At 62.9% G+C, this 17,474-nt stretch carries 17 protein-coding genes; 15 read left to right on the top strand and 2 right to left on the bottom strand.

Features of this window, described 5'->3' with window-relative positions; translation table 11 throughout:
* Positions 1 to 142: 142 nt before the first annotated feature.
* On the bottom strand, positions 143 to 868 hold the full coding sequence (locus I41_RS25285; RefSeq protein ID WP_145435799.1) for a lipoate--protein ligase family protein: 726 nt from the start codon (positions 866 to 868) through the stop codon (positions 143 to 145).
* Positions 869 to 1,041: 173 nt separating this feature from the next.
* Between I41_RS25285 and I41_RS25280 the strand changes: the two genes are divergently transcribed.
* From I41_RS25280 to I41_RS25265, 4 genes are all read left to right on the top strand, one after another.
* Entirely contained in the window at positions 1,042 to 2,178 is a 1,137-nt protein-coding gene (locus tag I41_RS25280) for a HEAT repeat domain-containing protein (protein WP_145435798.1), read from the top strand.
* 342 nt (positions 2,179 to 2,520) lie between these two features.
* Positions 2,521 to 3,681: a hypothetical protein gene (locus I41_RS25275; RefSeq protein WP_145435797.1), complete on the top strand. Its 1,161-nt coding sequence runs from the start codon at positions 2,521 to 2,523 to the stop codon at positions 3,679 to 3,681.
* 115 nt (positions 3,682 to 3,796) lie between these two features.
* A complete protein-coding gene (locus I41_RS25270; RefSeq protein WP_145435796.1) occupies positions 3,797 to 4,819 on the top strand; it encodes a helix-turn-helix domain-containing protein in 1,023 nt (340 codons plus the stop codon).
* Between the two features lie 210 nt (positions 4,820 to 5,029).
* On the top strand, positions 5,030 to 6,409 hold the full coding sequence (locus tag I41_RS25265; RefSeq protein WP_145435795.1) for an SLC5/6 family protein: 1,380 nt from the start codon (positions 5,030 to 5,032) through the stop codon (positions 6,407 to 6,409).
* A 158-nt stretch (positions 6,410 to 6,567) separates the two neighbouring features.
* Here the strand turns inward: I41_RS25265 and I41_RS25260 are convergent, their stop codons facing one another.
* Entirely contained in the window at positions 6,568 to 7,785 is a 1,218-nt protein-coding gene (locus tag I41_RS25260) for a hypothetical protein (protein WP_145435794.1), read from the bottom strand.
* A 141-nt stretch (positions 7,786 to 7,926) separates the two neighbouring features.
* On the opposite strand from I41_RS25260, the gene I41_RS25255 reads away from it, so the two are divergent.
* From I41_RS25255 to I41_RS25210, 11 genes are all read left to right on the top strand, one after another.
* On the top strand, positions 7,927 to 8,448 hold the full coding sequence (locus I41_RS25255; protein WP_145435793.1) for a MogA/MoaB family molybdenum cofactor biosynthesis protein: 522 nt from the start codon (positions 7,927 to 7,929) through the stop codon (positions 8,446 to 8,448).
* Between the two features lie 266 nt (positions 8,449 to 8,714).
* Positions 8,715 to 9,788 (top strand): endonuclease/exonuclease/phosphatase family protein, encoded by a 1,074-nt coding sequence (locus I41_RS25250; protein ID WP_145435792.1) that lies wholly within the window; start codon positions 8,715 to 8,717, stop codon positions 9,786 to 9,788.
* A gap of 284 nt (positions 9,789 to 10,072) precedes the next feature.
* On the top strand, positions 10,073 to 10,651 hold the full coding sequence (locus I41_RS27600) for a hypothetical protein (RefSeq protein ID WP_168207154.1): 579 nt from the start codon (positions 10,073 to 10,075) through the stop codon (positions 10,649 to 10,651).
* Positions 10,651 to 11,301, top strand: coding sequence for a S1 family peptidase (locus I41_RS25245; RefSeq protein WP_168207153.1), 651 nt, complete (start codon positions 10,651 to 10,653; stop codon positions 11,299 to 11,301). The genes I41_RS27600 and I41_RS25245 overlap by 1 nt, the downstream gene beginning before the upstream one ends.
* Positions 11,302 to 11,408: 107 nt before the next feature.
* Positions 11,409 to 12,206, top strand: a complete 798-nt coding sequence (locus I41_RS25240; RefSeq protein WP_210421069.1) for a hypothetical protein — start codon at positions 11,409 to 11,411, stop codon at positions 12,204 to 12,206.
* A gap of 87 nt (positions 12,207 to 12,293) precedes the next feature.
* Entirely contained in the window at positions 12,294 to 12,983 is a 690-nt protein-coding gene (locus I41_RS25235; RefSeq protein WP_145435789.1) for a hypothetical protein, read from the top strand.
* A gap of 206 nt (positions 12,984 to 13,189) precedes the next feature.
* Complete coding sequence (locus tag I41_RS25230) at positions 13,190 to 13,516, top strand: hypothetical protein (protein ID WP_145435788.1); 327 nt, start codon at positions 13,190 to 13,192, stop codon at positions 13,514 to 13,516.
* Positions 13,491 to 14,051, top strand: coding sequence for a ParB N-terminal domain-containing protein (locus I41_RS25225; RefSeq protein ID WP_168207152.1), 561 nt, complete (start codon positions 13,491 to 13,493; stop codon positions 14,049 to 14,051). The genes I41_RS25230 and I41_RS25225 overlap by 26 nt, the downstream gene beginning before the upstream one ends.
* Positions 14,027 to 15,232, top strand: a complete 1,206-nt coding sequence (locus tag I41_RS25220; protein ID WP_145435786.1) for a GNAT family N-acetyltransferase — start codon at positions 14,027 to 14,029, stop codon at positions 15,230 to 15,232. The genes I41_RS25225 and I41_RS25220 overlap by 25 nt, the downstream gene beginning before the upstream one ends.
* A gap of 86 nt (positions 15,233 to 15,318) precedes the next feature.
* Positions 15,319 to 15,846 (top strand): hypothetical protein, encoded by a 528-nt coding sequence (locus tag I41_RS25215; RefSeq protein WP_145435785.1) that lies wholly within the window; start codon positions 15,319 to 15,321, stop codon positions 15,844 to 15,846.
* The gene (locus I41_RS25210; RefSeq protein WP_145435784.1) at positions 15,843 to 17,468 is read left to right on the top strand and encodes a phage terminase large subunit family protein; all 1,626 of its coding nucleotides are present in this window, start codon (positions 15,843 to 15,845) and stop codon (positions 17,466 to 17,468) included. The genes I41_RS25215 and I41_RS25210 overlap by 4 nt, the downstream gene beginning before the upstream one ends.
* The last annotated feature ends 6 nt before the right edge of the window (positions 17,469 to 17,474 follow it).

Below are 17,474 nucleotides of genomic sequence, written 5' to 3'. Positions count from 1 at the left end.
TTCGTTCGTTTCTCTGCGTCTCCGCGCCTCTGCGAGAGATCTGTCTTAAGAAGTCTCTCGCAAAGGCGCAGAGGCGCAAAGGAAATGCGGGGAGTTCGTTCGCCAAATCCAGTGATCCTCTCCAGTCTTCGCTTGACATCAGCTACCATTCGACTGTGGCGTAACGAGTCGCCGCCAATTCCGTAGTGCGATGGCTGGGCCAGTTGACCAGCGGCTCGTTGGCATTCCAAGCAGCGGTCAGTGCGTTTTCGAGGGCGGCTCGCGCCGCGGGGAGGTTGGTCACGAACTGGCGGTGGCCTCGTTCGCCGCGGTAGGCGGGACGGCGAGCGGGATTGGCGAGCCACGTTTCGATCTGATCGAGCGGGAAATCGTACAAGATCGTGCCGTGATAGAGGAGCCGGCGCCGTTTGAGTCGCAGGCTGTTGCCGGAGAACTTGATCGGCGGGTCGCCGGGGCGTTCGGCGGGGATCGTCAGGTCGCTCGTGCCGTGGCGGGCGATGCCACGAGCCAGCGGCGCTAGGGCATGCGCGATGGTGCCGAGGACCAGTTCGTGGGCGCGGTCGACGCTATGGAGTTCCGGGCGACGCTCGGCGTCGAGCAGCACGGCGTACATCAGGCAGCCGGGGCCCGTGAGGATCGTCGCCCCGCCGCTGGGCCGACGGAGCACGGCGACGTTGTCTTGACGGCAGGCTTCCTCGCGGACTTCAGCGAGTTGGGACGACCGGCCCAGCACGACGAAGAATTGCGCTGGTTCCCACAGCCGCAGGACTTCGCCGGGTAGTTCCCCTTCGACGGCGGCGTCGAGCAGCGCCTCGTCAAGGGCGAGGTTGGCCGCGGGCGTTTCGAGCGTCAGGGCGAGGTGGTACATTGGGCGAAGCGTTTAAATGCATTTTTCAACACAGAGGACACAGAAAGCCCAGAGGAAATTGGCCGGTTGGCGGCGACTCGTCTTCTCTGTGTCCTCTGTGCTTTCTGTGTTGAAAACTCTTCTAAAGTCAACTTGAGCTAAGTCGTCCACGACGATAGCCGGATAGGTTCGCGATGTCCTCCAGCATACCGCCGCAGAATGAGTTTTCGCAGGGCGTGGTCGATGGGGACAACCGCTACGCGCGGGCGCGGACGGGCGCCGATGAATTGCTGCCGCCGGTCGAGCCGCCGAGCGCCGGATTCATTATTCAACTGTTTGTCATCCCGGCCGTCATCGTGGCGGCGGTCGTGGCGCTCTGGTTCGTCATCGAGTCGCTGGCTCGCCGCGGCGAGCAAGACCCGGCCGTGATCGTGGCGGCGCTGAAGGCGAATAATCAGGCCCGGTTCCAACAGGCGAAGGAACTGGCCGACATGCTGCGGTTGCCCCAGCGGTATCCGGAGATGAAGGTGAGCCATGAGTTGGCGCAGCAGATCGCGACGTACGTCGATGAATTAGTCGCGGCAGGGCGCCCCGAAGACGCTGAAGTGACGATGCGGATCTTTCTGGTGACGGCCCTCGGCGAATTTCACGTTGCGGACGGGATGCCGGCGCTCGTCAATGCGGCGTTGCACGATCCGCAACGGGACGTACGGCGGCGGGCGATCAATGCGATCGCGGTGTTGTCGGCGTCGATGGCGGCGCTGAAGCCGCCGCAACCGTTGAACAGCGACGAACTGAACGCGGCGCTGCTGCAGTTGGCGGACGATCAGGACGAACTCATCCGTTCTGAGACGGCTTTTGCGCTGGGCGTCGTCGCGGCCGCGCCTGAGGCCGATGCGCAGTTAGCCGACAAACTCGTCGAGTTGGCCGACGACCCCTACACCGACGCCCGCTTCAATGCGGCTGCGGCGCTCGCTCGGCTGGGCGATCCCGCGGCTCCGGCGGCCGTCGCGGAGATGTTCGATCCCGAGTCGCTGACCTCGAGCCTTTCCGGCGAGAAGGCCCTGACGACGGAGGTAACGGAGGAAGCGCTCGCGGCGCAAAAGGCGTTCAAGCGGAACATGATTCTGAGCAGCGCCCTCAAATCAACGAACCTGCTGCTGGCAACGCCGGCGCTGCAAGCGGCGAGCTTTGTGCCGCTGGAGTCGGCCCTGGAAGGTTTTCTGGGATCACGGGAAGAACTGCAGAAAAGCGGACCCTTACCCGACGAACTCGTCGCCGAAGCGGAGCGTACATTGACACGGGTCAAAGCGAGGGCGGCCGGTAAGTAGGGTCGCGCCGCTCGTGCCGGCAAAGCTTATCGATTGTGCCGGTTATTGCGCATGCTGCGACGGTTTTCCTCGTCGCGCGCACGACTTTCCCATTGAAGGGGTCGCGACCAACGGTTCCGATGGGAGTAGCTTCACGCCGCTAGCCCGTGCTTAAGGGCTGCCGCGCGTGACGCTTAATCCGCTGCTAGCAGAATATTTTATGTGCAGCGATTTGCCTTGCGCCGGTTTGTCGCCAAGACTCTCGTAGAGGGGAAGACTTGTCGGCAGAGCGTGCGCGAGGAACGATCGCGCACGCCGCGGAAGATCTTCTTTTGGGCATTGTCGTTCGTTGGGGTAACTCCGATGAAAGCTTATCGTGACGCGCTTGCCGTAGCGCTGGCCGCCGTTGTTCCGTTGGCGTCGACGCCGCAAGCGGCGCTCGCCAATTGCTGCGGCGAAACTTTCCGCCTGGAATGCCAGACGGTCTACGACGAACAGCAGGTCACCGCCTACCGGATGGAGCAGGAGACGGTCTACGACCAGGTTCAGGTCACTCGCCGCGTGCCGGTCTGGGAGACGGAACAGCGCGAACGTCGCTTCATCGTCTCGAAGCCGGTCACCGAAACGACGACCCGCGAGGAACGTTTCACCGTACAGCGGCCCGTCTATGAAACCCAAGTGCGCGACGCCAGCTACGACGTCGTGCGCACGGTTGCTGAGACGAGCACGCGCGAGGAGCGATTCGTCGTGCAGAAGCAGGTGATGGAGACTTCCGAACGCGAAGAGCAATTCACCGTGATGCGTCCGGTGGTCGAAACAATTCAACAAGAGCGCCGCACGACCGTGATGCGCCCCGTGACGACGATGACGACCCAGGTCGTCGACCAGGGGTGCATGGTCAATCAGGTGACGATGTTCCAGCCGGCGCCGACGCGCCGCGGGCTGACCTGGATGCCGGCGTCGCAGACGCTTGATCCGGTGACCGGCGCGGTGCTCGTGCAGCGGCCGGGATTCACGTGGGCGACCGTAACGCCCGCCCCGCAGGCAGTCGTTCAGCAAGTCTGGCGGCCGAATCTCGTCGCCCAGCAAGTGCCGGTGACGACCCTCTGCCCGCAGGAAGTGGTCGAACAGGTGCCGGTGCAGGTCCAGCGCCAGGTGGCCGAAACATGCACGCGCAAGGTGCCGGTCCAGGTCTGCCGCATCGTCAACGAAGAGCAAGTTCGCCAAGTGCCGGTGACCACCTACAAGCAAGTCGTCGAGCGGGTGCCGAAGCAGGTCGAAGTGAAGGTCTGCAAGATGGTCACCGAAGAGCATGTCCGCCAGGTGCCCGTGACGACCTGCAAATGGGTGCAGGAAGAGCGGGTCGAACCAATTCAGGTGCGCGTTTGCAAGATCGTCGAACAGCAGGAAACCGTTCAGCAGCCGCGCGTGGTCTGCAAAAAGGTGCCGGTCACTTACACCGTTCGCGTGCCGCGGACGGTGGTGATGAAGGTGCCGATCGAGCAACCCTGCTGCGGTGGATAAGTTGTCGATCGCTTGGCGACGTTGAAACTCAATCACAGCCCCGACCATGTTAGGTCGGGGCTGTTTTTGTTGATGCGTTGACAGTGTCGCGCACCTCGCCGAGACTTGGCCTTCTATGGCCGCCGACCACGTTGACGATGCTTCGCCCGACGCCGCTGATGAAGCGGTGCAGCGGCTCTACACGCCGGCAATGCTGGCAGAACTGCTCGGCGTGTCGGTGGCGGTGATCCGGCGGTGGGAGCGACGAGGCGCCTTGCGACCGGTGCGGGTCACCCAGCGGCTGAGCCATTTTGATTTCTCAGAGGTCGCCGTCGCCCAGCGGCTCAAGCAACTCCTGGGGGCCGGCTGCTCGCTGCACGTGATTGATCGCCGACTGGCCGAGATCTCGCGACTGCTGCCGGGGGTCGAGCGGCCGCTCGCCGATCCGCGCGTCGTGGTAGAGGGCCGCCGGCTCTTCTTGCGCTTGGGCGATGAGCTCGCCGAACCGGGCGGGCAGCTCCTGTTCGATTTCGACGAGCGGCAGCTCGAAGACGACGCCAGCGAGTCTCCCGCCACGATTGCCATCACCGCGGCCCATCGCCACGGCGCCGACGAATCATTGGAATCCCTGGTCGATCGATTGCAGCAGGAGGCGATCGATTGGGAAGACGAAGGTCAACTCGACCGCGCCGCCGAAGCTTATCGAACAATGTTGATGGCGGCCGGACCGCGAGCAGAGATGCACTTCGCGCTGGCCGACGTGTTGTATCGCGCCAACGACCTCGCTGCCGCGCGGGAACGCTATTACGCCGCGCTCGAAGTCGATGAGGACTATGTGGAGGCACGCGCAAGCTTGGGCTGCGTGCTCGCCGAGATGGGAGACCTCGAACTGGCGGCGGCGACGTTTACGGGGGCGCTGCAGTACCATCCCGACTTCGCCGACGTCCACTATCATCTGGCGAACGCGCTCGATCGGCTCGGCATGCCTGAGGAAGCGGTGCGGCACTTCGAGAAGTTTCTGGAACTCGCGCCGGAGAGTCCGTGGGCGGAAGCGGCGCGCGATCGATTGGCGGCGGAGCATCATCCTGATCAGGGAAAACCCAGCGAAGGGTCTGGAAGCTCATTGGGCGTGCTAGATTCGTCGCTCCGCTCAGAATGAGGGCGGCTCGTTCAATAATGACCGCAAGGTGTTCAGCATGACGGCCCCTCACGATGACGACGGCCCCGCGTCGCAACCTCATTCCCGCCTTGCACTTTGCGCCCTGCGGCTTATCCTAGGGCTGCGGCCTCCCGGCGAACTTCGGGACGGTTGAACGATTCAATCGGCGACCGACGACGACGCCCACCCCCTCAGCGCTTCTCTCTCGGCATGAGCGACATCCTGTTTCAGTACGAGCGGGTGAATCCCACTAGTTGGGCCTACCTCTCGTCGCTGCTGCTGCTCGCGCTCTTTTTCAAGTTCAACCGCGTCTTTAGCGTTCGCAACGTCGATCTCTTCATACTGATTTCGTTGGCGCCGGGACTGCTGCTGGTCCTCTACAGCTACGAGCAAGAAGGGCTTGGCGGCGACGTGAACGTGCTCGATATCCAGAAGCTCGGCTTCCAATGGCTGTTCGCGGTAAGCGGCATCCTGATGCTGCGGTTGCTCATCGACCCAGCGATGGTAAGGCGGCCGCTGCTCGATCCGAATCTGAACGCGGCGGGACTGGCGTTCTTGGGCAGTTCGCTGCTGTTTTTCTTAATGGCCAACGTCGTTACGGGGCGGCCCAGCCCGGCCGCCATGTCGCCGGCGCTGCCCGCGGCCGAGCTCAAAGCCGAGACGGCGAAGATCGACTCCGACGCGAATCAGACGATTGACACCTTCGATACCGAAGGCCCTGGGTACTGGCTGCTGTACTTGCTGCCGCGGATTTCGACGCAAACGGTGATCGACCAATCAAGCGAAGCTCCGCCCGAAACCGCTGCGGAACGCTTGCAGCAGCAACAGGTCGTCGGCACCGTCACCGCGCGGGTCGTCGCGATCATTTCCCAAGTGATGATCGTGGCCGGGGTCGTGCTGATCGGGGCTTGGCACTTCGATAACCTGGTGGCCGGCATCGCCGCGGCAGTGATGTACTTGCTGCTTCCGTATACGGCCCGGTGGTGCGGCGATCCGCAGCATTGCCTGCCCGCGTCGCTGTTGGTGTGGGCGGTGGTGATGTATCGTCGCCCGCTAGTGGCTGGCCTGCTCATCGGGCTGGCTTCCGGGACGATCTACTACCCGATTTTCCTCCTCTCGCTCTGGTGCAGTTTCTATTGGGACCGCGGCGTCAAGCGATTCTCCCTCGGCGTGTCGATCGCCATCCTGGCGCTGATCATCACCATGGCCGTAACGGCCGGGCCCGACAGATTCTTAGGGCATTTGCGGCAGATGCTCGGCATCCGTTGGCCGCGGGTTGATCACCTGCAAGGAATCTGGCGATTCTGGGAGCCGGTCTATCGCATCCCGATCATCATCGGCTTCTCGGCGCTGGCGATCAGCTTCGTCGCCTGGCCGAGTCGTAAGAATCTCGGCGTGCTGATTAGCTGCACGGCCGCGCTCATGGTGGGCGCCCAATTCTGGCAACCGCACGAAGGGGGGATGTACGTCGCCTGGTACCTGCCCCTGCTGTTGCTGACGATCTTCCGGCCGAATCTCGAAGACCGCATCGCCGCGACGATGGTGAGCGAGAGCTGGTGGGAACAGCGGAAGCGTCGCGCGGCGGCGTAACGCATTCCGCACTAGCGCTTCACCGCGTACGGAGTAGCCGGAGGCCCACGGCCTCCGGGATTTGAAGCGCCAACTTGCTCAACGCTTCCGCCCGGACCGCGTGGCGGTCCGGCTAGGCGCGAAGCTCATCCTGGCGAAACGGATCTTCGCGAATGGCGCTACTTATCGCGGCGGGCGTTCACCGTCTGCCGCATCTGCATGTCGACGTACCACGCCCGCCAGGCAGGCTCGTCGAACTCGAAGTTTTGTTTGCCGGAGAGCTTCACGAGCGCCTGCAGCACCTTCTCGTTGTTCTCATCGCGCGAGATGACCTGAGCTCCTTTGCCGCCCACGCTCAGGCCGCCGCCGCCCGCTCCAGGCGTGCCGAAACCCGCGGTAATCTGGTCGCCGCCGCCGCTGCCGCCGGGTTGGATCACGTATTTGTGCGTGGTGACGAGCGCGTCGATCAGCGGGCTGATGGCGGCTGGGTTGTTCAGCTGGCCGAGCGCCACGCCCGCCAAATTGACGACTCTGTTGTCCTTGCTCTTCAGCGCGTTGACGTAAGGCACGATCGGCACGGGTCGCGGCCAACGCAACAAGTAATCGCGGGCTTGGGCTCTAAATTCAGGATTGATCTCCGGATCGAGCGTGTAGGCCACCAGTTGCTGCAGCGCCTCGGGATGATCTAACTGAGCGAGGACGCGCAGGAAGAATTCGAAGACGGCGTCGTCTTGTTCCCCTTCCATGACCCGGATCAAAGCGGGCGCCGCTTGCGGATCGTTGATTGCCCGAAGGTGAGCTTGGCCTTCGGCGACGCGCTCGGGACGGCGATTGTCGAGAAAACCCCGCCACAAACGGATTTGTTGAAACCAATCAACGTTTACCGACGATTGCTTCTTCTCGCGGTCGCGCAGCGCCGCATCTTGCTTAGTTCTGTACTTGCCGTCGAAAAAAATCATCCCGCGAGCGGTCATCACGTCGTCGCTGGTGAGCCAACGGTTGCCGACGCGCTGATAGCCCAGGCTGCGCCGGGCGTCTTCGTCGTCGGGATCGAGTTCCGCGACGCGAGCCAGATGATGGTCCGCTTCGCGCAGCATCTTGCGTGCGCGGCACCACTCGGCGAGCTCGCGATGGGCTTCGACCGTATCGGGCGCCGAGCGACTCTTGGTACGGTACTCGGCCATCGCTTCGTCATGCTGAACGATACGCTGGATGGAATTGCGGTCGAGCGAAACCTCAGCGCCGTCGTTGGTGCGGACGATGTAGTCGCCCTCGTCGCCTCGCTCGATCACGGAGCCGGCGACTTCGCCGCCGTCTTTGAGCTCGAATAAGTCAGCGCGCAGCGGCGGCGCAGAACAGGCGACCAGCAGGCCCACGGCAAAATTCGCGATACGCATTCTTGTTCCTGAGTTCCTCGGAAGCCGCGTGCGGGGAGGTCCCGATGGGAACTGCTTCCATTATAATAAGACTGTCATTCTGAAGTCACCTTTCCCCTGCTTACCGGCCCCGATTGACCTGCGAAATCGGTGCAACCCGTCATGAGCCGCCAAGAAAGCCCCGCCGCCGAGCATCATGCCGCCGGCGCGAAGTCGGTTGGTTGCGGCGTCGTTACCGTCAGCGACACGCGCACGTTGGCCGACGATCGGAGCGGCGACGTGATTGCGGAGCTCCTGGCTGTCGGCGGACATTTCGTTGCGGCCCGTCGGATTGTAGCCGACGAGCCGACCCCAGTGGCCGACGCCGTGCGAGAGCTGGCGGCGCGATCCGACGTCGCCGTCATCCTGCTGACCGGCGGGACGGGCGTGGCGCCGCGCGATCAAACTCCCGACGCGGTCGCCAGCCTGTTCACCAAGCAGCTGCCTGGCTTTGGCGAGCTCTTTCGACTGCTCAGCTACGACGAGATCGGCTCGGCGGCGATGCTGAGCCGGGCGTGCGCTGGAATGATCGAGCGCACCGCCGTCTTTCTGATGCCGGGTTCGACCGCGGCCGTTCGCCTGGCGATGGAGCGGCTAATCCTGCCTGAGCTGGGACATCTGGCAACGCTAGCAGCGAAGTCGTAGCAAGGCGGTAGCTCGACCACGTTGCCTAACTTCTCTCGCCTCGATTCTTCGCGTGCGGTACTCTTCCACCGCCTCTCGCCTCGTTGACCCAGCTACGTTGTCATTCTGAGCGGAGCAAAGCATCTAGTCCTACTGGTGACGCTAGTTCCTTCGCTGCGCTCAGGATGACGATCCGATCAGGATAACGACCTGCTTTGGATCGTCAGTGTCGCGGCGGCGCGCGGCAAACGGATTTGCGTTCATCTTTCGCGCCCAAGGAGCGGGCCGTGCAACGTCTATTATCACTCGCGACGATGATCGCCCTGGGGGGCGGCGTGTGGATGTTCCTTAGCGGGGGCGGGCTGGATCAGCTCGCCGTCGATGCGAACGCGCCCCCGACCCAAGCGGCGCCGACGGCCGGCGCATGGAATCCTGGGGCCAACGCGCCGGCGAATCCCCCCGCGTTTCCGCAGGCCACTACGGCGAACATGCCGGTGACCATCGGCGCCGCCGCGCCGCAGCTGAACGACGGGCCGACGATTCGGATCGCTTCGTTCAACATTCAAGTCTTTGGCGACAAGAAGTTGAGCGACTCGCGCCTCGCCTATACGCTCGCCAAGATCATTCAGCAATTCGACGTGGTGGCGATCCAGGAGATTCGCACGCAGAACGATCGTCACATGGAAGACTTCGTTCGTCTGGTGAATTCAGCCGGCGCCCACTACGACTATGTGGTTGGCCCTCGCCTCGGCAACAGCAAGTCGACCGAGCAGTATGCATACGTCTTCAATACCGACAAGATCATGATCGATCGCGTCAGCGTTTATACGGTGGGCGACCCCGACAATCTGCTCCATCGCGAGCCGCTGGTCGCCAGTTTTAGTACCAAGGTCGACGCCAGCGTTGCCTTCACCTTCACGCTGGTGAACGTCCACACCGACCCCGACGCTCCGGTGCTGGCACAGGAACTGCAGGCTCTCGCTGAAGTCTATCGCGTCGTTCGCCGCGCCGGCGGCAACGAGGACGACGTCATCATGCTCGGCGATTTCAACGCTGATGATCAGAAGATGGGCCAGACGCGTCTCGGGATGATTCCCGACTTGAAGCCGTTGGTGCGCGGCGCCGGCGTCTTCAGCAACACGCGGCAGAATCAGCTTTACGACAACTTGCTCATTCATACGCCGTCGACCACCGAGTACTTGGGACGTTCGGGCGTCTACAACTATGCCCAACCGCTGAACATGTCCGTCGCGCAGGCCGAAATGGTATCGGACCACTTCCCAGTTTGGGCCGAGTTCAGCGCGTACGAGCGCGACTACAACGGTCGCATCGCGAGCCGCGCCACGACGGCGGTGCGGTAACATTCCCGGCGCCGTTTCGTTTGCCGCATCGAATTCTTTCGCGAGACCGTAGAAATTGGCCGCGCGCCGCGAAATTCGCTGAACTGTCCGCCCGAAAAATTCTGGAAACTTTTGTGTTGAAAAAGGGCCACCCACTCCGCTAGAGTCGCGTTCACAGTCAAACGGTATCGAGCGCAGGTCGAGCACATCGACCATCCGCGAAAGCCCGCCGCTGATCCAACTCGGATCCGCGGCGGGCTTTTTTTGTGCGCTTGCACAGTGCAACGAAGGCAGGGGGAAGTCCAATGCGGTGTCACGTCAATTTGTCCGAAGTGGCCGGACAAATCAAAGATGGCGATTTGCTGCTTTTTCGCGGGCGCGGCGCCATTGCGCGGTTGATCGCCGTCGCCGGACGCAGCGACTACACCCACGCCGGTCGGGCGGTGTGGTGGGGGAACGATCTGTTCTGCTGCGAGGTGCGCGAGCTGAAAGGGGGCCGCGCGGTGACGCTTCAGAGCCAGGTCAGTAAGCATCCGGGCTTGATTGACGTCTTCGAGGTTAATCCGAGCGCGCGCTGGCGCGAGTTCGATCGGCGCGGCGCCGTGCGCTACATCCGGCGGCTGGCTGGCTGCGACTACGGCTACCGCGGCGTTTGGCTCGTGGCCCTGCGCCATCTGCCAGTGTGGCGTGTTTGGGTGGCCGCCGACAGTGACGACCGTCGGGTCGCGGACCAGCCGCCATTTTGTTCTCAGGCATGCGCGATGGCCGACCGCCTGGGCGGCGGCGTCGACCCGGTGCCGCACTTGGCCGATCGACTGACCGAGCCGGCAGATCTGGCGCGGAGTCCGTTCTATCGCTACCGGTTCACGTTGGGAGGGGTGTGATGAAGAACAACCTGCAAACGCAATTTTTGGAAAGCGAATTGGCAATCGCGGCCGTGGCGGCGCTTGTTTGGTCGCTGCTCGGCTTGTCGCTGGAAGTGCTTGGTCGGCCTGCCGTGGGGCATTGCCAGAGCGTGCAAACTGCGCCAAACGCCGCTTCGTGCCGCGTCCACAATCAGCTCTCCGGCGGCGCCAACGTCGGCAGCGGCACGCTCATCGACGTCACGGCGAGCGGCGAACGCGGATTGGTGCTGACTTGCGCGCACTTATTCACCGAGGGAACAGGCCAAGTAGTCGTGGAGTTTCCCAACGGCAAATGTCACGGTGCGCTCGTTGTCGCGATCGATCAGCAGGCCGACCTCGCCGCGCTGGAGATTGCTCGCCCGCCAGCGCTCGCGGTCGAAGTCAATCAACAGACGGCTGCCGTCGGCAACCTCACGGCGTGCGGGTTCGGGCCAACAGGCGCCTACCGCTGCGTCGCGGGGCCTGTCCTGGGCTACTCGGAAAGTCCCGGCCAAACGAGCGTGCGAATTGGCGGCGCCGTGCGTTCGGGCGACTCGGGGGGCGGCGTCTTCGACAACCGCGGCCGGCTCGTGGCGGTGGTGTGGGGCGAAAGCGGCGGCGTGACCTACGCCAGCACGGGTGGCCGTTAGGTCGGTTCTTGGAACGCGTCTTGGGGCGGCGCGCGAATGGCGGAGCGTCATCACCATTTGCGAACGCGCCGCGCGGCGGCCTTGTTTGTCCTAATGGAACCTGCCCAGTGATTGGCGGGGAACCTCAAACGCCCATCGTGACGACTCCGGCGACGCCGCCAGTCGTTGAATCGCCGGGGCAATCGTGCGAGTGCGGCGATGCGATGGCGGCGATTGCTGCGCGGCTTGATGCGATGGAGTTTCGGCAAATTCCATCGACGCCCGCCAGTGGGGCGGGGAGCGGCGGTGAACTGCCAGCGACCGTCAGCGGCGTCGCTCGCGCTGCCGCGACGCTGGCGACCACGCTGCTTGGCGTCAGCGGGCCTGCCGGTTGGGGGATCATCGCCGCGACGACCGTCGGCGGTTGGTTGTTTGGTCGAGGGCTGAAGCGACGAAAGTTGCGAGTTGTGAGTCGCGAGTTGCGAAAGAAAGAACCAACATTTCAACAAGCTGAATCTTTGTCCTCGCAACTCGCCGCTCATGACTCGCCACTCACAACTTCTGAGGAGGCGACCGCCGCTGCGGCTGCGCCGTTTCAGAACGGCCGCGCCTGCGAGCACGGCCAGACAATCGTCGTCGACGAGCAATCCCCGATCGAGCGCGACGATCGCGAGGCTCGCGAACTTCTACGACTTTCACAGCTCGAAGGACGTGACCCGCTACAAGACGCGGTTGCAGGACGCCTTGCGCTCGACCGACTGGACGCGATTGCCGAGAGCAACGCTGATCCAAATCAAAGCGCGTGGGCCGACGGGCTGAGGCGCGAGTTGCGCGAGCGGTTCAATGAGATCGCGCCCACAAACTTTCAGATCAATGGGGAATTTGGAATAGGGATTGGGGGGACAACCTCGCACTCGGCGTTTTGACCCCATTCAGCATTCGACCATCCCCATTCTTAATCGCAAGTTTTGCATCGTTTTCCAAATCCGTTTCACTCAGCAAAGGAGGCCACCATGCCTGCCGGCGACCCTGGAAAAGAGCAGTTTCGCAGAATCATCACGGAGTTTCGGAACCTTCACATTTTGGCGGCGCTGGGACCGCTGTTTGATTTTCGCAGCGAGGTCGTCGCTAACGACGAGTTCGGCGTTCGCGGCGGGCTCGATGAGACGACGAAAGATCACTACGTCGAACATCTGCTCGCCTGCGATCGGATGCGGCGCCGCGTGACGTACAACCCGGAGAAGACGCCGCTCGGCGATCTCATTGAGCGAGCCATCAATTCGAACGAGACGCTGCTCGGCTCGACGGCGCCGTTCGGCGGCGACGAGATCCAGGAAGCGCCGGGCGGGCTCGTTAACTTGCCGTGGTCGGTCGATGGATCGGACCCCAATATTCCGCTGGGGAGTCAGCTGAACTTTCGGAGCCAAAACGCGCTGGTGCTGCTGGGCGCCATCGATCGCGCGATCGTTAACTGGACGCGGCTGGAGAGCCGCTTTCGTACGTCGTTCATCTACGTGAAAGACTCGATGCGGATGTACGGCAGCTACGTGCAGGTGTTGGAGTACCTCAAGGCGTTCGCCGGCGACGCCAATCGCGTCGACATGGCCTCGGGCGTGCGGCCGACGGAAGAGCCGCAAGGGCCGGGGGATTCGCCGAACTTGAAGACGGAATCGGGCAAGGCGGCTGCGGCGACGGTTCGGTAGGCGTCAATTTATTGATTTCAATCAAATGCATTAACCACAGAGAACACAGAGGACACAGAGAAGAGAGATGGTTGTCAGCTGTTGAGCTGACGGAGCAGGCGTTCCGTGAAAGGAGCAGTCGTGTCTACCGTATTTCCTTTGTGCTCTCTGTGAACTCTGTGGTTAATGCGTTAAGGCCCGATGGATTAGTTAGGGAAGCAATCGCGATGGACTGTCAGCATGAACTGGAAACGCAAGTCGTTCATCTCGCCGCGTTTTTGCGGAATGAGCTAGGCTACCACGCGGATGGTCTGGGGGCGGTCCATCGCGAATTGGGAGAGCACGCGCAGATGATTGCATCGATCGAAAAGACGGTGCGAGGCGCCGGCGACGAGTTGGGACTTGTCGGCTGGATGATGGTCCTGCGGCGGACATGGATCGCCATGGTGGCGCTGTTGGGGATGGCGCTCGGGTACGTCGCGAACGACGTCGTCGATGCGCTGGGAATGCAACCAGGAGAACAACAACATGCCAATTCGCGATCGAATCCGTGAGCTACGGCGGGCGCCGGCAGGGGAGCTGCGGCCGAATCCGCGCAATTGGCGCACCCATCCGCCCGAACAGTGCGCGGCCATGCGCGGATTGCTGGCCGAGATCGGGTACGCCGGGGCGCTACTGGCGCGGGAACTTGAGGACGGTTCATTGGAGTTGATCGACGGCCACCTGCGCGCGGAGACGACGCCGGACGCGATGGTGCCGGTGCTGGTGCTCGACGTGACGGCGGCCGAGGCGGACAAAATTCTGCTGACGCACGACTCGGTCGCGGCGCTGGCTGAGCCGGATCAGGAACAACTCGCGGCGTTGCTGAAGGATGCAGAGTTCATCAGCCCGGGGGTGGAGGAACTCCTCCAGGGGCTGGCATGCCTGGCGACGGACGCAGCGGAAGACGCGGGGGTGGAATACGAAGAGGTCGTGATCCCGGAGTCGTGGCAGGTCGTCGTCGAATGTCGCGACGAGGCGAATCAGCGTGAGGTTTTTGAACGCATGCGCGGGGAGGGCTACCGATGCCGAGTCTTGACGTTGTCGTAAGTTGTCCGGTCTACGATTCGTTCCGCGTGCAGCAGGTCGCCGGCATGTTTGACGTGCCGCTGGCGGAGAAGGCGACGGAGCGGTTTGCGGTGGAGATTCCCGGCGAAGACGAAGCGTGGGACGTGGGATTGATCGTGGGGCCTTCGGGGAGCGGCAAAAGCACCGTGGCGTCGCAGTTCTACGGCGAACAACTCTATCGGGGCGGGGAGTGGCCCGACGATCGGGCAGTAATCGATTGCTTGGAAGATCTGCCGTTGCAGCAAGTGGTTGAGCTGTTCACGGCGGTGGGGTTCAGCTCGCCGCCATCGTGGGTGAAACCGTATCGAGTGCTCAGCTGCGGAGAGCGGTTTCGGTGTGATTTGGCGCGAGCCTTGTCAGTGGTCCGTGGTCAGTTGTCAGTTGCTAAAGACAAACGGGAAACGGCCTCTGCGACAGCAGCAACTGACGACGGACTACTGACCACGGACGAACCGGTTCACCGCGACTCGTTGAGGGAACGCTCCGCTGGCGCGTCGCGGCCCATCGTGGCGTTTGACGAGTTTACTAGCGTCGTTGATCGGAATGTGGCGCGGGCTTGTTCGCTCGCAATCGCGAAGGGAATTCGCCGCGACAGCATACGCTGCCGGTTCGTGGCGGTAACTTGCCATGACGACGTCGCTGAATGGCTTGAAGCGGACTGGGTGCTCGACATGGCGACCGGCGCGCTCGAGCGGAGGCGTCTTCGGCGGCCTCCGATCGAGCTTGAAATCCATCGCTGCGGGGTGGCGCCGTGGCGAATGTTTGCGCGTCATCACTATTTGAGCGGAGGGCTGGCGCCAGGCGCGCGATGCTACCTGGCGACGTGGGATGGAGAGCCGGTGACGTTCTGCGCCACGCTCCCGGTGATCGCCAAGAAGAACCATTGGCGGTTCACGCGGATCGTGACGCTGCCGGACTATCAGGGGATGGGAATCGGCATGCGCGTCGTCGCGGCCGTGGCGTCGCTCCATCGCGCGGAAGGGTTGCGGATCAACGTCACTAGCAGTCACCCCGCGCTCATACGGCATTGTGCGCGATCGAGCGAGTGGCGAACGGTCAACGTGAAGAAGACGGGGTCGAGTCCCAGCGGATCGAAGCGATTTGCCAAGTATCGGAGCTCAGCGGGGAGAGCGGTGGTTTCGTTTGAGTACGTGGGAGAGTGAGCGTTGATGCGGGGCATGCGTTTGCGAGGGTTCGGACTGGTCGCTTAAGCGACCAGTCCAGGGGACGAGGAGAAAGGGGGGGCGATATGTTGGAGGATTTCGAGCGAACGAAGATTTGCGACGTGGTGAAGCTTGGCTGCGGAAGAGAGGCCGCGGCGAAGTATGTAGGGCTGACGCTCGAGCAGTTGCAGGCGGAGTTAGTGCGAGACGAGGAGCTTGCCAAGGATCTGCTGCGTGCCGAGGGGGCAGCGGTGCTCTCGTACATGGGCCAAGTGCGCAAGGCGGCGAGTGAGGAGAAGAACTGGCGGTCGAGCGTCTGGTGGCTTGAACAGCAGGCGCGCATCGACAAGCTCAGCGGCCCGGATCGCGTGAAGTTTACCGAGGCGGTGCTGGAGACGCTCGAACGTTTCGCAGAAATGATCGTGGCGGAGGTGACCGACTTGCAGCGGCGGAGCGCGCTGCTGACGCACCTGATGAACATCGCGGCGGAGGGAGTGGGCAAGGTCGACGAGTCGAAAGTGATCGACGTCGAGCCGGCGATGCTGACGTCGTCGTCGGCGACGGAGATTGAGGCGCCGGCAAGCGAAAACGATGGAAATGGAGGCGGGCCATGATTGAATCGCGTGAGTTTTGCCTGGTGAACATCCAGCCGAAGGCGGTGCGGGACTGGAAGGACGGAGTGCTGGACGAGTTGGCCAAGGAGCTAGTCCGCCGCGTCATCGTCCAGACCGAAGAAGCGTGGAAGTCGCTGTCGCTGCTGGAGTGGGGGCAGGCAGTGCTGAAGGCGTACTTTCGACTGCCGCCGTCGAAGATGCATCGCTGGTTGGGAAGCGAGCTCGATCGGCTGGGGTCGGCGCGCGGAACGAAGCTGAACGTACTGGGACCGCGCGGCACCGCCAAAAGCACGCTGGGGACGCTCGCCTATGTGCTGCGCGCGGCGGTCGAAGGCAAGGAGCCGTACATCTGGATCGTCTCCGACACGCAGAAACAGGCGATCAAGCATTTGGGGCACGTGAAGCATGAGTTAGAGACGAACCAGATGCTGGCGGCGCGCTACGCTCGCGCGGCTGGCAAAGGAAAGACATGGCGGAGCGACGCGATTGAATTGCGCAACGGCGCGGTGATCGAAGCCTATGGCACGGGGCAGCATCTGCGCGGCCGGCGGCGCTTGCAGTATCGGCCGTCGCTGATCGTATGCGACGATCTGCAGAACGACTCACACATTACCTCGGCGCTGCAGCGGAGCGCCAGCAGCGATTGGTTCCACGGCGCGTTGATGAAGGCCGGCGACGGCGAGACGAACGTCGTGAACATCGCCACCGCGCTCCATCGCGACGCGCTGGCGATGGAGCTCCATCGCTCGCCCGGATGGCGTTCAGGATTGTTCAAGGCGATCGAGACGTGGCCGGAGCGGACGGATCTATGGGACGAGTGGGAAGCAAAGTACGCCGACGCCGAGGACCCAGACGCGGCGGGGTATGCGCGGATTTTCTTCGAAGATCGCTGCGCGGAGATGTCGGCGGGCGCTGAACTGCTCTGGCCCGAGCATGAAAGCTTGTACGCTCTGATGACCATGCGCGTCGACTCGGGGCGGACGACTTTCGACCGTGAAAAGCAGAGCTCGCCGATTGATCCGACGAAGTGCGAGTGGCCCGACGATTATTTCGGCCATCACATTTGGTTCGATAAGTGGCCGCTAGGCTTGGCGGTGCGGGTGGTGGCGCTTGACCCCAGCAAGGGGGCTGACGCGCGGCATGGCGACTACTCGGCCTATGTGCTGCTGGGAATCGATCGCCACGGAGTGGTGTACGTCGAGGCGGATCTGGAGCGTCGGCCGACGCCGGCGATGGTCGACGACGGGGTGCGGATTGTGAACCGGTTTCGGCCGGAAGCGTTCGGGATTGAAGCGAACCAGTATCAGGAGCTATTGGAGGGGGAGTTCAAGCGAGCGTTTCGTGAGCAGCACATCGGCGCGCCGCGGATGGAGCTTACTAACAATACCGCGAACAAGAACGTGCGGATTCGTCGGATTGGGCCGTTGCTCGCGCAGCGGCGGTTGCGGTTTTTGGCGAAGAACAAATCGACGAAGCTGCTGGTGGATCAGTTGCGCGACTTTCCGTTGGGATCGCACGACGACGGCCCCGACGCATTGGAGATGGCGATTCGGTTGGCGGAGCAGCTGACCGGCGTGCCGTTTGATGACGGGTTAGGGGACAATTTGTTGGGGTGGACGTAGCGAAAC

Origin of the sequence: Lacipirellula limnantheis (genome assembly GCF_007746075.1) — a bacterium.
Classification (GTDB): Bacteria; Planctomycetota; Planctomycetia; order Pirellulales; family Lacipirellulaceae; genus Lacipirellula; species Lacipirellula limnantheis.
The sequence above is the reverse complement of the archived record's forward strand: the minus strand, read 5'-3'. Positions and strand labels throughout refer to the sequence as shown.